The organism is Nocardioides sp. J9 (assembly GCF_007829375.1).
Taxonomy (GTDB): Bacteria; Actinomycetota; Actinomycetes; order Propionibacteriales; family Nocardioidaceae; genus Nocardioides.
On the sequence record NZ_VLJQ01000062.1, the window covers coordinates 23,620 to 37,122 of the forward strand.

Consider the following 13,503-nt stretch of genomic DNA (forward strand, 5'->3'; position numbering starts at 1 on the left):
GCACAGAACCCGCCGAGGCCGGACAATCGACGGTTGTGGGTCACGTAGAGGTTGCCGGCGTCCGGTACGAGCTCCCCGACGGTCGGGTGCTCCTCGACGACGTCTCCTTCCGGGTCGGGGAGGGGGCGAAGGTGGCGCTGGTGGGGGCCAACGGGGCAGGCAAGACGACGCTGTTCCGGATCATCACCGGCGAGCTGACGCCGCACGCGGGGACCGTGGTGCGCTCGGGCGGGCTGGGGGTGATGCGGCAGATGGTCGACCGCGAGCTGGGGGAGCGGCCGACGGTCGCGGACCTGCTGCTCGCGCTGGCGCCGGAGCGGGTGCGCCGGGCGGCCGCGGGGGTCGACCGGTGCGAGCTGGCGCTGATGGACACCGACGACGAGCGGACCCAGATCGCCTACGCAACGGCGCTGGCGGAGTACGCCGACGCGGGTGGGTACGACGTCGAGGTGGTCTGGGACGTGTGCAGCGTCAAGGCGCTGGGCGTGCCCTTCGACCGCTCGAAGTACCGCGAGCTCAGGACGCTCTCGGGTGGGGAGCAGAAGCGGCTGGTGCTGGAGTACCTGCTGGCCGGTCCCGAGGAGGTGCTGCTCCTCGACGAGCCGGACAACTTCCTCGACGTGCCCGGAAAGATCTGGCTGGAGCAGCGGATCGCCGGCTCGGAGAAGACGATCCTGTTCATCAGCCACGACCGCGAGCTGCTCGCCAACTGCGCCACGCACGTGGTCACCGTCGAGCTCGGTGCGGGCGGTGGCGGCAACAGCGCCTGGACGCACGCGGGCGGGTTCACGTCGTACCACGAGGCCCGCAGGGATCGCTTCGCCCGCTTCGCGGAGCTGCGGCGGCGCTGGGACGAGGAGCACGCGAAGCTCAAGGCGCTGGTGCTGCGGCTGAAGGTGAAGGCGGAGTACAACGACGGCATGTCGTCGCAGTACCGCGCGGCACAGACCCGGCTCCGCAAGTTCGAGGAGGCCGGGCCGCCGACGGAGCAGCCGCGCGAGCAGCAGGTGACGATGCGGCTGTCCGGTGCGCGCACCGGCAAACGGGCGGTCGTCTGCGAGGACCTCGAGCTCACCGGGTTGATGAAGCCGTTCGACCTCGAGGTCTGGTACGGCGACCGGCTGGCCGTGCTGGGCTCCAACGGCTCGGGCAAGTCCCACTTCCTGCGGCTGCTCGCCGCGGGCGGGAGCGACCCCGACGTGGAGCACCGGCCGGTGGGTGACGTGGAGATCGCGCCCGTGCGGCACTCCGGACGGGCACGGCTCGGGGCGCGCGTGCGGCCGGGCTGGTTCGTGCAGACCCACGAGCACCCGGAGCTCGTCGGCCGCACGCTGCTGGAGATCCTGCACCGCGGCGACGGCACCCCCAACGGACGCCAGGGCATGCCGCGCGAGCAGGCCAGCCGCGTGCTGGACCGCTACGAGCTGGCGGCGAGCGCGGAGCAACGCTTCGAGTCGCTCTCCGGTGGCCAGCAGGCGCGCTTCCAGATCCTCCTGCTCGAGCTGTCCGGAGCCACGCTGCTGCTGCTCGACGAGCCCACCGACAACCTCGACGTGCAGTCGGCCGAGGCGCTCGAGGAGGGGCTCGAGGCGTTCGAGGGCACGGTCGTCGCGGTGACCCACGACCGCTGGTTCGCCCGCGGGTTCGACCGGTTCTGCGTGTTCGGCTCGGACGGATCGGTCTACGAGTCCGACGCGCCTGTGTGGGACGAGGGCCGCGTGGAGCGGGTCCGATGAGTGCCGGGGGGACGGTGGACGTCGTCGAGCTGACCGCGGCCGACGCCGACGCCCTGCGTGACTGGGCGGCGGTCACCGCGGAGTCGGCACGCCACGAGGTCGGCGACCACGCGACGGCGTGGGCCTACGAGGAGCTCCTCGCCGTGCTGCAGAACCCCTCACGGGCGCGACGCGAGCAGTTCTTCGTCGCGCGCCGCGACGGCGAGGTCGTCGGGACGACCTGGCTGGCCATGCCGCTGCTCGACAACCTCGACTCGGCGCAGGTCGACGTCCACGTCCGGCCCGACCAGCGCCGCCGCGGCACCGGGTCGGTGCTGCTGCGCCACGCCGAGCACGTCGCAGCCGCGGCGGGCCGCACCCGGCTCGACGCGGAGGCGCAGTGGCCGCACACCGGTCCCGCCGACGGAGCGGGTACGCCGGGCGTGGAGCTCCTCCGGGCCCACGGCTACGCGTTCGGGATCGGCGACGTGCAGCGGGAGCTGCCGCTCCCGGTCGACGACGCACTGCTGGCCGAGCTGGCCGGGGAGACCGCACCGCACCACCGCGACTACCGCCTGGAGTCGTGGGCGGGGCCGGTGCCCGACGACCTCGTCGAGGGCTGGCTCGCGGTGGTCAACACGCTGATGACCGAGGCGCCGACCGGCGGGATGGAGCGCGAGGAGGAGGCCGTCGACGTCGCCGCCTTCCGGGCGTCCGAGGCGCTCCTCGCGGCCCAGGGCCGCACCGCGTGGCGCACCGCCGCCCTCGACCGCGACGGGACGGTCGTCGCCTACACCGAGATGATCCTGCCGTCGTACGAGACGCGCTTCGTCTACCAGTGGGGCACCCTCGTGCGCCGCGACCACCGCGGCCACCGGCTCGGCACGGCGGTGAAGGTCGCCAACCACCGGGCGCTCCAGGCCGGCGCCGACGTCGCGGGACGTCGCGTCGTCACGTGGAACGCCGAGGTCAACGACCACATGATCGGCATCAACGAGCGGCTCGGGTTCGTCGTGACCTGCCGCGCGGGGGAGCTGCAGAAGAGGCTCACCGGGTAATTCGCTTGGTTCTGGCCGACGCGGGTGCGACGGTGGTCGTGGTCACCGAAGTGCGACGGAAGGACGGCCCATGGCTGCCAGCAACGCGAACGACGACCTCAAGGCCAAGATGCGCGAGGCCCTGGACCGCAAGAACCAGAAGGAGCAGGGCGTCCACGAGGACGGCCCGGTGCGCGAGAAGGCGCACGGCTCCGAGGTGGTGGGCGGTGCCCCGAAGATGCACCGTCGCAAGGCGGGTGGCGGCGGGTCCTGACGCAGGACCGTCCGGCTCAGCCGTCCGAGCCGAGCTCCAGCTCGGTCGTCCCCTCCTCGCCCCCGCGGACGTAGGTCACCTCGACGGTGTCCCCGGGGCGGTAGGAGCGCACGGTCGCGATCAGGGCCTCCGTGTCGTCGATGCGGTGGTCGTCGATCGCGATGATCACGTCACCGTCGCGCAGGCCGGCGTCCGCGGCAGCCGAGTCGYCATCGATCCGCTCGATCCGGGCGCCGCGCACCGACGGGTCGCTCGATCCCGCCTGGCCCGCGGCGTCGGAGACCTGGATGCCGAGCCGGGCGTGGGTCGGCGCCTCGCCGGCGCGGATCTGCTCGATGATCGGCAACACCTCGTCGATCGGGATCGCGAAGCCCAGGCCGATGGAGCCGGCCTCGCTGCCGAACGCCGACCCGGTCGAGCGGATCGAGGCGTTGATGCCGACGAGCTGGCCGTCCATGTTGACCAGCGGGCCGCCGCTGTTGCCGGGGTTGATCGCGGCGTCGGTCTGGATGGCGGGGTACGCCGTCACGTTGCCCTGCTGGTCGCGGCCGACCTCGACGGGGCGGTCCAGGGCGCTGACGATGCCGCTGGTGACGGTCGCGTCGAGCCCGAAGGGTGACCCGATCGCGACGACCTGCTCGCCGACGTCGAGGTTGCCCGACTTGCCGATGGTGACGGGCGTGAGGTCCTCGACGCCGTCGACCTTCACCAGGGCGGTGTCGGTGAGCGGGTCGGTGCCGATCACCTTCGCGCTGGTCCGGGTGCCGTCGCTGAAGGCCGCGGTGATCCGGGCCTGGTCGGCGGGGATCGCGCCGCCGAGCGTCACCACGTGGTCGTTGGTGAGGATCGTCCCGTCCGAGTCGATCACGACACCCGACCCGCCGCCGCTCCCCCCGGGCGCCGAGACCTCCAGCGCGACGACGGACGGCAGGACCGTCGCCGCGACGGACTCGACGCTGCCGTCGGCGGCAGGTCGGTCGCCGTTGTCGGCCACCTGGAGCGGTGCGCCGGGCCCGCTCGCGGGGACCGCGTCGTCGTTCAGCGCGTCGTAGAGCGCCGCTCCGCCGACCCCGGCCCCGCCCCCGACCAGGAGCGCACCCGTCAGCACCAGCGCCGCGAACCCCGAGCGCCGCGGCCGTCGCGTGGCGTACGACGGCGGCGGGCCGCTCGGGGGGAGGAAGGGTGGTGCGGGCGGTGTCGTCGGGCCCGTCGACGGCGTCGGCGGGAGCTCCTGCGTGGACGAAGTCGAAGGCGGGACCTGGGTCATGCCTCCAGTGTGCGTCGGTCGGCTGTGATCCCCCTGAGACGCCGGTGAGGGTTCGCTCAGACCTCGGGAGGTGTCCGCGCTGCGTGCCTAGTGCACAAAGTCGCGTAAGACACTGTACATTTGCCGTCATGTCCACCACCCACGTGCAGACGACGACGCACGGCGTGCGCCGATGGGCCGGCCTCGCCGTCAGCCTGGGCGTGCTCGTCGCGGTGTGGTGGCTGGTCGCTGCCGCGGACCTCGTCGAGCCCGGCTACCTGACGCCCACCCCGAAGGAGGTGTGGGACGCCTTCGTCCGAGCGAACACCTACCACCCGATCGGCGGGGGAGTGGACCGCGTCGTGCGCGGCGAGGAGCACTACTTCCTCTGGGAGCACCTGCTCGTCAGCCTGCGCCGCATCGGGCTCGGCCTGCTGCTCGGCGCGGCGGTCGGCGTACCCCTCGGCCTGGTCATGGGCACGGTGCGCTGGGTCGGTGACCTCGTCGGGCCGTACGTCGACTTCCTGCGCTCGCTGCCGCCGCTGGCCTACATCGGCTTCCTCGTGGCGTGGTTCGGCATCTACGACACCTCGAAGGTGTGGCTGCTCGTGCTCGCGGCGTTCCCGCCGATCACGCTCGCGACGATCAACGGGGTGCGAGGTGTGCGCGAGGACCAGCTCAACGCCGCCCGCAGCCTCGGCGCCTCGGGGCTGCAGCTGACCACCCAGGTGGTCCTCCCCGCGGCGCTGCCGGACATCCTGTCCGGCCTCCGCGTGGCCGTCGGCTTCGCGTGGACCACGGTCGTGGCCGCGGAGCTCGTCAACGGCCTGCCGGGCATCGGTGGCCTGGCCTACCTCTCGGGAACGCAGAACAAGATCGCGCTGTCGGTCGCCTGCATCCTCGTCATCGGCCTCACCGCGATCGCCCTTGACGCCGTCATCCGCACCATCGAGAAGCTCGTCGTCCCCTGGCGAGGAAAGGCCTGACCATGAAGACCTCCCGCACCGTCCTGCGCCGCACCGGCGCCGCCGCCCTCCTCGCGGCCGTCCTCCCGCTCGCTGCCTGCAGCCTCGGGGAGGACAGCGAGGCCGCGTCGGCCAGCGACTGCCCCTTCACCGCCGACGAGTCGGTCGAGGGCACGATCCGCATCGGCTACCAGAAGATCCCGAACGGCGACGTCGTCGTGAAGGACCAGGGCATCCTCGAGGCCTGTCTGCCGAACGCCACGATCGAGTGGAACAACTTCGCCTCCGGCGGTGACGTGGTGCAGGCCTTCGGCGCCGGCAGCATCGACCTCGGCCTGGCCGGCTCGTCGCCCTCCACCAAGGCGCTCTCCGAGCCGCTCAGCCTGCCGGTCAAGGTGGTCTGGATCCACGACGTCATCGGCGAGGCCGAGTCGCTGATCGTCCGCGACGGCATCGCCACCGACATCAAGGGACTCAAGGGCGGCACGATCGCCACGCCGTTCGGCTCGACCGCCCACTACTCGCTGCTGCAGGCGATCGCCGACGCCGGCGAGGACCCGGCCGACTACAAGCTGGTCAACAGCGAGCCGGAGCAGATCGCGCCCGCCTGGGGCAAGGGCGACGTCGACGCTGCGTGGGTGTGGGACCCGACCCTGTCCGAGCTGGAGAAGCAGGGCGGCACCGTCATCCTGTCCAGCAAGGACACCGCCGAGGCCGGCAAGCCGACGTACGACCTCGGCCTGGCGAGCGCCAGCTTCATCGAGGAGAACGCCGCGGCGCTGGCGGTCTGGGTGAAGGCGCAGGACTTCGCCGTCGAGCAGATCCTGACCGACCCCGAGAAGGCTGCGGAGAGCGTCGCGGTCGAGGTCGGCGTCAGCACCGACGAGGCCCGGGCGCAGTTCGGCGGCCTGACCTACCTGCGCGCCTCGGAGCAGGCCGGCGACGACTGGCTCGGCAAGAAGCTCGGCGAGGACCTCCTCGCGACCGCGACCTTCCTGCTCGGCCAGGACGGCATCTCCGCCGTCGCCCCGGCCGCGACCTACAGCGACGGCGTCCACGCGGCCGCCGCCGCCTCCGTGAAGTGACCGCATGAGCAAGGGCATCGACGTCGCGGGCCTGGCGCACCAGTTCCGGGCCCGCGGCGGCGCGGTCCCCGCGCTCGACCGGATCGACCTCGAGATCGAGCCCGGCGAGCTGGTGACGCTCGCCGGGCCGTCCGGATGCGGGAAGACCACGCTGCTGCGGATGATCGCGGGCTTCGTCGCCCCTTCACAGGGATCGATCGTCGTCGGCGGTACCCCGGTGCGCGGCCCCGGACCCGACCGCGGGGTGGTGTTCCAGCAGCCGACGCTCTACCCGTGGCTCGACGTGCGTCGCAACGTCGCGCTCGGCCCGAGGCTGCGTGGCATCGGCAAGGCCGAACGGCTGGGGATCGCCGACCGCTACCTCGCCCTCGTGGGGCTGGCCGATGCCGCGGATCGCCGTCCCTACGAGCTCTCCGGCGGCATGCAGCAGCGTGCCCAGATCGCCCGCGTGCTGGCAGGCGACCCCGAGGTGGTCCTGATGGACGAGCCGTACGGGGCGCTGGACGCCCTGACCAGGGAGCGGCTGCAGAACGAGCTGCTCACCCTGTGGCGCGAGACCGGCAAGACCATCCTGTTCATCACCCACAGCGTCGACGAGGCCGTCTTCCTCGGTTCACGGGTGCTCGTGATGAGCCCTCGCCCCGGGCGCATCGTGCTCGACGAGCAGGTCCCGTTCTCGTCCGATGCCTCCCTGGCTCCGGACGAGGTCCGGGCCCTGCCCGCCTTCGCCGAGACCACCGCGCGGGTCCGCGTGGCGATCGCTCACTAGTCCCGCGCTAGACCTGCCGGTTCCGCTCGTCCCAGTAGGGCTTGCGCAGGTCGCGCTTGAGGATCTTGCCCGTCGGGTTGCGGGGGAGGGCGGGCACGACGTCGACGGACTTGGGTGCCTTGAAGTGGGCCAGCCGCTCGCGGGTCCACTCGATGAGCTCGACCTCGCTGGTGTCGGACCCCTCCTTCAGTGCGACCACGGCCTTGACCGCCTCGCCCCAGCGCTCGTCGGGGACACCGATGACCGCGACCTCGAGGACGGCCGGGTGCTCGGACAGCACCCGCTCGACCTCGGGGGAGTACACGTTCTCGCCGCCCGTGATGATCATGTCCTTGAGCCGGTCGGAGACGAACACGAAGCCGTCCTCGTCGACGTGGCCCATGTCGCCGGTGCGGAACCAGCCGTCGGCGGTGACCACCTCGGCGGTCGCCTCGGGCTTGTTGAGGAAGCCCTTCATCAGCTGCGGCGTGCGCAGCCAGATCTCGCCGTGCTCACCGGTCGGCACCTCCGCCAGCGTGGCCGGGTCGACGATGCGCACCTCGCACTCGGGCACCGGCTTGCCGGCCGAGAGCAGCCGCTCCGGGTGGCCGTCGGCCTCGGCGGTGCGGTGGTCCTCCGGCATGAGGTGGGTGGCGACGCCGGCGACCTCGGTGAGGCCGTAGACCTGGATGAAGTCGGTGTCCGGCCACGCCTCCATCGCGGCCCGCAGCAGCGGCGGCGGCATCGGCGCGGCGCCGTACGTGTAGGTCTTGAGGGCGCCGAACAGCTTGATCGCGTCCGGGCCCGCCTGCAGCACCTGCGCCAGCACGGCGGGCACGAGGAAGGTGCGGTTGGCACCCGCGAGGATCGCGCCGGCCAGGGACGCGGCGTCGGGCTCACGGGTCATCACGCTGGGCACGCCGTCGTGGAGGCCGAAGAGCACGTACGACGACCCGCCGACGTGGAACAGCGGCATCGCGACCATCGACTTGTCACCGGGCTCGAAGCCCCAGCCGTCGTGGGCGTTGATGGTGTGCCGGACCATGTTGCGGTGCGTGAGCATCACGCCCTTGGGGCGGCCCGTGGTGCCCGAGGAGTACATGACCAGGCACACGTCGTCCTCGACGACGTCGGGGCCGTCGGCGCACGGCGTGGCCGCGGCCAGGAACTGCTCGTACTCGTCGTCGTCACCGCCGTCGGGGGTGACCTCGATGATCCGCTGCACGTCTGGCAGCCGGTCGCGGATCGCCTCGATGGTCGGCATCAGCTCGCGGCCGACGAAGAGCACCTTCGCGCCGGAGTCGTTGACGGCGTAGTCGATCTCGTCGCCGGCGGAGCGCCAGTTGATGATCGCGTTCGCGGCGCCGATCGAGCCGGCGGCGAGGCTGATCTCCACGCAGGCCGGGTGGTTCTTGTCCAGGAAGGACACGACGTCGCCCCGGGCGATGCCGAGGTCACGCAGGCCGCCGGCCGCACGGCGCACCCGGTCGTGCCACTGGGCCCACGTCCACGTGCGACCGAGGTAGGTCATCGCCTCGCCGTCGGGTGTCGCCTCGGCCCAGTGCCCGAGCCGGTCCTGGACGTACGTCGGCTCCGGCGGTGTGGCGGGCGGCCAGGCCTGGCGGCCGGTGGCGTCGGGGGCAGCTTCGGGGGCAGCTTCAGGGGCAGTGTCGGGGGACTCCGTCGTCGCACTCACCCGGCCGATTGTGTCCCACATCACAAGGGCAGACAACGACAACGGCCGTGGCCCGCCCCGGAACTTCCGGGGCCGGCCACGGCCGTGTGCCGTGCAGGGGCGTGGGTCAGGCCCAGCGCTCCTCGGCCGGGACGAAGTCGAGCGTCCGCGGGCCGGTGTAGATCTGCTTCGGGCGAGCGATCTTCTGCTCCTTGTCCTGCACGAGCTCCAGCCACTGCGCGAGCCAGCCGGGGGTGCGGCCGATCGCGAACAGCACGGTGAACATCTCGGGCGGGAACTCCAGGGCCTCGTAGATCAGGCCGGAGTAGAAGTCCACGTTCGGGTAGAGGCGGCGCTTGACGAAGTACTCGTCCTCGAGCGCGATCTTCTCGAGCTCCTGGGCGACCTCGAGGAGCGGGTTGACCCCGGTGACCTCGAAGACGTCGTCGCAGGCCTTCTTGATGATCTTGGCGCGCGGGTCGTAGTTCTTGTAGACGCGGTGGCCGAAGCCCATCAGCCGCTCGTCGCCGTTCTTCACGCCCTCGATGAAGGCGGGGATGTTCTCCTTGGTGCCGATGCGGCGCAGCATCTTCAGCACGGCCTCGTTGGCGCCGCCGTGCAGCGGGCCGAAGAGGGCGCCGATGCCGGCGGCGACGGCGGAGTACGGGTCGACCTGCGAGGAGCCCACCGAGCGGACCGCGTTGGTCGAGCAGTTCTGCTCGTGGTCGGCGTGCAGGATGAAGAGCACGTCGAGCGCCTTGACGATGCGCGGGTCGCCGGCGTACTTCGTCTCGCTCATCTTGAAGAGCATCGAGAGGAAGTTCTCGGCGTAGGACAGCTCGTTGTCCGGGTAGACGTACGGCTTGCCCTGCGCGTGGCGGAACGCCCACGCGCCGAGGGTCGGCATCTTGGCGATCATCCGGACGATCTGGATGTGGCGGTTGCCGGGGTCGTCGATGCGACCGGACTCCGGGTAGAACGTCGACAGGGCCCCCACCGACGCCATCAGCATCCCCATCGGGTGCGCGTCGTACCGGAAGCCCTGCATGAAGCTCTTGACGTTCTCGTGCACGAACGTGTGGAACGTGATCTCGTGCACCCAGGCGTCGTACTGCTCCTTGGTGGGCAGGTCGCCGTGGATGAGCAGGTACGCCACCTCGAGGAAGTTCGACTTCTCGGCGAGCTGCTCGATGGGGTACCCGCGGTACTCGAGGATGCCCTTGTCGCCATCGATGTAGGTGATGGCGCTCCGACAGGAAGCGGTGTTGACGAATCCGGGGTCGTAGGTGGCGAGGCCCGGCTCGTCGTCGTTGAGCTTGATCTGCCCGAGGTCGGCGGCCTTGATGGTGCCGTCGACGATCGGGATCTCGTACTCCGCGCCGGTGCGGTTGTCGCGAACGGTGAGAGAGTCAGTCACCCTTGCAACCTAGTCGCCCGGGTCACATCGCCGGTAGGCGGTGTCCCGATCCGTGGTTGGCGGGCCGCTCGTGCGGAGGCGCGGGCCGGTGATGGTGTACGGCGGCGTTTTGACCCCCTCCGTGGCCCGACCGTAATCTGGTTGGTCGCGTCACCTGCCGCTCCGGCGTCCTCGGCCCAGCCGAACCCGGGGCAGTCCCGGATCGCTCATGGATCGTCGTGAGACGAGCATGCGTGGGCCGGGCTGAGTTCGTCAGATGACGTCGGCCTCGCGAGAGGCACAGGCTGCCAGCGCCCGCTGGTGGTTACGAACTAGTGAGAGGGAACGCATCCATGCGTACCTACGCTCCCAAGCCCGGCGACGTCGAGCGCGCCTGGCTCGTGATCGATGCGACTGACGTCGTCCTCGGCAAGCTCGCGGTGACTGCCGCCAACCTGCTGCGCGGCAAGCACAAGCCGATCTTCGCGCCGAACACCGACACCGGTGACTACGTCATCGTCGTCAACGCCGAGAAGGTCGCCCTGTCGGGCAACAAGCGCGACAACAAGATGGTCTACCGCCACTCCGGCTTCCCGGGCGGTCTCACCGCCACGCCGATCGGCGAGGTCCTCGACAAGGACGCCCGCAAGGCCGTCGAGAAGGCCGTCTGGGGCATGCTCCCCAAGAACCGCCTCGGCCGCCAGATGATCAAGAAGCTGAAGGTCTACAACGGACCGGCCCACCCGCACCAGGCCCAGAAGGCCGTTCCCTACGAGATCTCCCAGATCTCCCAGTGACCTCTCGACTGATCTGAACGGACTGAGGATTTCAAGTGACTGAGAACACCAACGAGGTCGAGGAGACCTTCCAGACCGACGAGCAGGGTGTCGCCTACACCAGCGAGACCTCTCCGTCGGCCGCCACCGACGCGCGCCCGGCGACCATCGCCCCCGGCGCCGCCACCGGTCGCCGCAAGGAGGCCGTCGCCCGCGTCCGCCTCGTGCCCGGCACCGGCAGCTGGACCATCAACGGCCGCACGATCGAGGACTACTTCCCGAACAAGCTGCACCAGCAGGTCGTCAACGAGCCGTTCGCGGCTCTCGGCCTCGAGGGCCGCTTCGACGTGATCGCCCGCATCCACGGCGGCGGCATCACCGGCCAGGCCGGCGCGCTGCGCCTGGGCGTGGCCCGCTCGCTCAACGCGATCGACGTCGAGGCCAACCGCCCGACCCTGAAGAAGGCTGGTCTGCTGACCCGCGACGCCCGTGCGACCGAGCGCAAGAAGGCCGGTCTCAAGAAGGCCCGCAAGGCTCCGCAGTACTCGAAGCGCTGATCTCCGCAAGGCGATCACCACGACGGGGCCACGCACCGCTGCTGCGGTCCGTGGCCCCGTCGCCCGTTTTGCGGCCATGCTGTGCCGGGAACGGGCGACCACCAGCACCACCGCCGTACGCACGCCACCAGGACTAGCCACCAGGACAAGGGAGAACACGTGACCCGCATCTTCGGGACCGACGGGGTCCGCGGCCTGGCCAACGACAAGCTGACCGCCGAGCTGGCGCTGGACCTCGGCGTCGCCGCCGCCCGTGTGCTCGTCGAGCACGGTGACTTCGACCGCCCGCGCCCGCTGGCCGTGGTCGGGCGGGACACCCGCATCTCCGGGCAGTTCCTCGAGCACGCCGTCGTCGCCGGCCTCGCGGCGGCCGGGGTCGACGTGCTCCGGCTGCGGGTCCTCCCGACGCCCGGCGTCGCCTACTTCACCGACGCGCTCGGCGCCGACGTCGGCGTCGTCATCAGCGCCTCGCACAACCCGATGCCCGACAACGGCATCAAGTTCCTCGCCCGCGGCGGCGTGAAGCTCGACGACGCGCTCGAGCGGGAGATCGAGGAGCACCTCGGCCAGGAGTGGGACCGCCCCACCGGCGGTGCCGTCGGCCGGGTCACCCCCTACGGCCCCACCGTCGAGGAGTACGCCGCCCACCTGGTCGGCACGCTCGACGCCCCCGACTCCCGCCCGCTCGAGGGGCTGACCGTCGTCCTCGACTGCGCGCACGGTGCGGCCAGCAAGGTCGGCCCGCACGCGCTGCGCCTCGCCGGCGCCACCGTGATCACGATCGGTGCCGAGCCGGACGGCCTCAACATCAACGACGGCTGCGGCTCCACGCACCTCGACCCGCTGCGCAAGGCGGTCCTCGAGCACGGCGCCGACGCCGGCTTCGCGGTCGACGGTGACGCCGACCGCTGCCTGGCGGTCGACCACACCGGGGAGGTCGTCGACGGCGACCAGATCATGGCGATCCTCGCCCTCGCGCTCCAGGCCTCCGGGCGGCTGGCCGACGACACGCTCGTCGCGACCGTGATGAGCAACCTCGGCCTGGTGCAGGCGATGGCGGCGGCCGGCGTCACCGTGCGCCAGACCGCCGTCGGGGACCGCTACGTGCTCGAGGACATGCGCGCCGGCGGCTACTCGCTCGGCGGCGAGCAGTCCGGCCATGTCATCCTCCGTGACCACGCCACGACCGGCGACGGCCTGCTGACCGCGCTGCACGTGCTGCAGCGGATGGTCGCGACCGGCTCCACCCTGCAGGGGCTCGCCAGCGTGATGACCCGTCTCCCGCAGGTGCTCGTCAACGTCGGCGGCGTCGACCGCACCCGCACCGACGACGAGGCACTGCTCGCCGCCGTCGCCGAGGCGGAGGCCGAGCTCGGCGCGTCCGGGAGGGTGCTGCTGAGGCCGTCGGGCACCGAGCCGCTCGTCCGGGTCATGGTCGAGGCGCCGACCGCCGAGCAGGCGAGCGGCGTCGCCAACCGGCTCGCCGACGTGGTGCGCGAGCGGTTGGCGGTCGAGACGGCGTAGGGCCGGGGTCCGCCGCGGTCCTAGCATCGGGCCCATGAGCAACGAGCACGTCGACCACGCCGACCAGCGCCGGTCCCGCATCCGGACCGTCCTCGACGTCGACCAGACGATCACCAAGCTCGACGCGACCGCGGACCGGCTCAACCAGACCCTCGACACCTTCGGTGCGCTGCTGGTCGACTTCACCGCCGCGCTGCAGGACTTCAACGCCTCGGTCGCCGGGTTCAACGGCACGGTCGGGGAGTTCCACCAGGTCGTCGAGAAGGCCGATGGCCTGCTCGGCCGCGCCGACAAGCTGCTCGCGCCCCTCGCTGCCACGCAGCAGGTGGGCGACCAGCTCAAGGTCGCCAGCCAGCTCGCGGGCCAGGTCGCCGGCCAGGTGGCGTCGGCGGCCGTGAAGAAGGGCGTCGCGGCGGCCAAGGTTGCCCGTACCCAGGTGCCCGGCTGACCCTTTCGTGCGCAACCGGCGCCGGTTCACCGATCCGGTCGCCCGCGCCGCCCGGGA

13 protein-coding genes are annotated in these 13,503 nt (G+C 71.5%); 10 read left to right on the forward strand and 3 right to left on the reverse strand.

Annotation, left to right across the window (positions count from 1 at the left end):
- Positions 1-35 precede the first annotated feature (35 nt).
- From L615_RS08335 to L615_RS08345, 3 genes are all read left to right on the forward strand, one after another.
- Positions 36-1,736 carry an ABC-F family ATP-binding cassette domain-containing protein gene (locus L615_RS08335; RefSeq protein WP_145724767.1) on the forward strand — a complete coding sequence of 567 codons (1,701 nt, stop codon included), beginning with the start codon at positions 36-38 and terminating at the stop codon, positions 1,734-1,736.
- The gene (locus L615_RS08340; protein ID WP_084254826.1) at positions 1,733-2,773 is read left to right on the forward strand and encodes a GNAT family N-acetyltransferase; all 1,041 of its coding nucleotides are present in this window, start codon (positions 1,733-1,735) and stop codon (positions 2,771-2,773) included. The genes L615_RS08335 and L615_RS08340 overlap by 4 nt, the downstream gene beginning before the upstream one ends.
- A 70-nt stretch (positions 2,774-2,843) precedes the next feature.
- Positions 2,844-3,026 carry a DUF5302 domain-containing protein gene (locus L615_RS08345; protein ID WP_028653798.1) on the forward strand — a complete coding sequence of 61 codons (183 nt, stop codon included), beginning with the start codon at positions 2,844-2,846 and terminating at the stop codon, positions 3,024-3,026.
- A 16-nt stretch (positions 3,027-3,042) separates the two neighbouring features.
- Here L615_RS08345 and L615_RS08350 read toward each other — a convergent pair whose 3' ends face one another.
- Positions 3,043-4,293 carry a S1C family serine protease gene (locus L615_RS08350; protein ID WP_145724768.1) on the reverse strand — a complete coding sequence of 417 codons (1,251 nt, stop codon included), beginning with the start codon at positions 4,291-4,293 and terminating at the stop codon, positions 3,043-3,045.
- A gap of 128 nt (positions 4,294-4,421) precedes the next feature.
- On the opposite strand from L615_RS08350, the gene L615_RS08355 reads away from it, so the two are divergent.
- Genes L615_RS08355 through L615_RS08365 form a run of 3 tightly spaced genes read left to right on the forward strand, consistent with a single transcriptional unit; the run spans position 4,422 to position 7,091 of the window.
- Positions 4,422-5,258: an ABC transporter permease gene (locus tag L615_RS08355; protein ID WP_145724769.1), complete on the forward strand. Its 837-nt coding sequence runs from the start codon at positions 4,422-4,424 to the stop codon at positions 5,256-5,258.
- Positions 5,259-5,260: 2 nt separating this feature from the next.
- Positions 5,261-6,322 carry an ABC transporter substrate-binding protein gene (locus L615_RS08360; protein WP_145724770.1) on the forward strand — a complete coding sequence of 354 codons (1,062 nt, stop codon included), beginning with the start codon at positions 5,261-5,263 and terminating at the stop codon, positions 6,320-6,322.
- A 4-nt stretch (positions 6,323-6,326) separates the two neighbouring features.
- Positions 6,327-7,091 carry an ABC transporter ATP-binding protein gene (locus L615_RS08365; protein ID WP_145724771.1) on the forward strand — a complete coding sequence of 255 codons (765 nt, stop codon included), beginning with the start codon at positions 6,327-6,329 and terminating at the stop codon, positions 7,089-7,091.
- A 7-nt stretch (positions 7,092-7,098) separates the two neighbouring features.
- Here the strand turns inward: L615_RS08365 and L615_RS08370 are convergent, their stop codons facing one another.
- The gene (locus L615_RS08370; protein ID WP_222430494.1) at positions 7,099-8,766 is read right to left on the reverse strand and encodes a long-chain-fatty-acid--CoA ligase; all 1,668 of its coding nucleotides are present in this window, start codon (positions 8,764-8,766) and stop codon (positions 7,099-7,101) included.
- A gap of 106 nt (positions 8,767-8,872) precedes the next feature.
- Complete coding sequence (locus L615_RS08375; RefSeq protein ID WP_145724773.1) at positions 8,873-10,162, reverse strand: citrate synthase; 1,290 nt, start codon at positions 10,160-10,162, stop codon at positions 8,873-8,875.
- Between the two features lie 332 nt (positions 10,163-10,494).
- Between L615_RS08375 and rplM the strand changes: the two genes are divergently transcribed.
- From rplM to L615_RS08395, 4 genes are all read left to right on the forward strand, one after another.
- Positions 10,495-10,938: a 50S ribosomal protein L13 gene (gene rplM, locus L615_RS08380; protein ID WP_028653802.1), complete on the forward strand. Its 444-nt coding sequence runs from the start codon at positions 10,495-10,497 to the stop codon at positions 10,936-10,938.
- Positions 10,939-10,973: 35 nt separating this feature from the next.
- Positions 10,974-11,474 (forward strand): 30S ribosomal protein S9, encoded by a 501-nt coding sequence (gene rpsI / locus L615_RS08385; RefSeq protein WP_028653803.1) that lies wholly within the window; start codon positions 10,974-10,976, stop codon positions 11,472-11,474.
- Between the two features lie 159 nt (positions 11,475-11,633).
- The gene (gene glmM, locus L615_RS08390) at positions 11,634-12,998 is read left to right on the forward strand and encodes a phosphoglucosamine mutase (protein ID WP_028653804.1); all 1,365 of its coding nucleotides are present in this window, start codon (positions 11,634-11,636) and stop codon (positions 12,996-12,998) included.
- Positions 12,999-13,032: 34 nt separating this feature from the next.
- Positions 13,033-13,446: a hypothetical protein gene (locus L615_RS08395; RefSeq protein WP_028653805.1), complete on the forward strand. Its 414-nt coding sequence runs from the start codon at positions 13,033-13,035 to the stop codon at positions 13,444-13,446.
- Positions 13,447-13,503: the final 57 nt, after the last annotated feature.

Coding starts and splice junctions, on each gene's coding strand:
- L615_RS08340 (WP_084254826.1), top strand. CDS start 1,733: ATGAGTGCCGGGGGGACGGTGGACGTCGTCGAGCTGACCGCGGCCGAC.
- L615_RS08345 (WP_028653798.1), top strand. CDS start 2,844: ATGGCTGCCAGCAACGCGAACGACGACCTCAAGGCCAAGATGCGCGAG.
- L615_RS08355 (WP_145724769.1), top strand. CDS start 4,422: ATGTCCACCACCCACGTGCAGACGACGACGCACGGCGTGCGCCGATGG.
- L615_RS08360 (WP_145724770.1), top strand. CDS start 5,261: ATGAAGACCTCCCGCACCGTCCTGCGCCGCACCGGCGCCGCCGCCCTC.
- L615_RS08365 (WP_145724771.1), top strand. CDS start 6,327: ATGAGCAAGGGCATCGACGTCGCGGGCCTGGCGCACCAGTTCCGGGCC.
- rplM (WP_028653802.1), top strand. CDS start 10,495: ATGCGTACCTACGCTCCCAAGCCCGGCGACGTCGAGCGCGCCTGGCTC.
- L615_RS08395 (WP_028653805.1), top strand. CDS start 13,033: ATGAGCAACGAGCACGTCGACCACGCCGACCAGCGCCGGTCCCGCATC.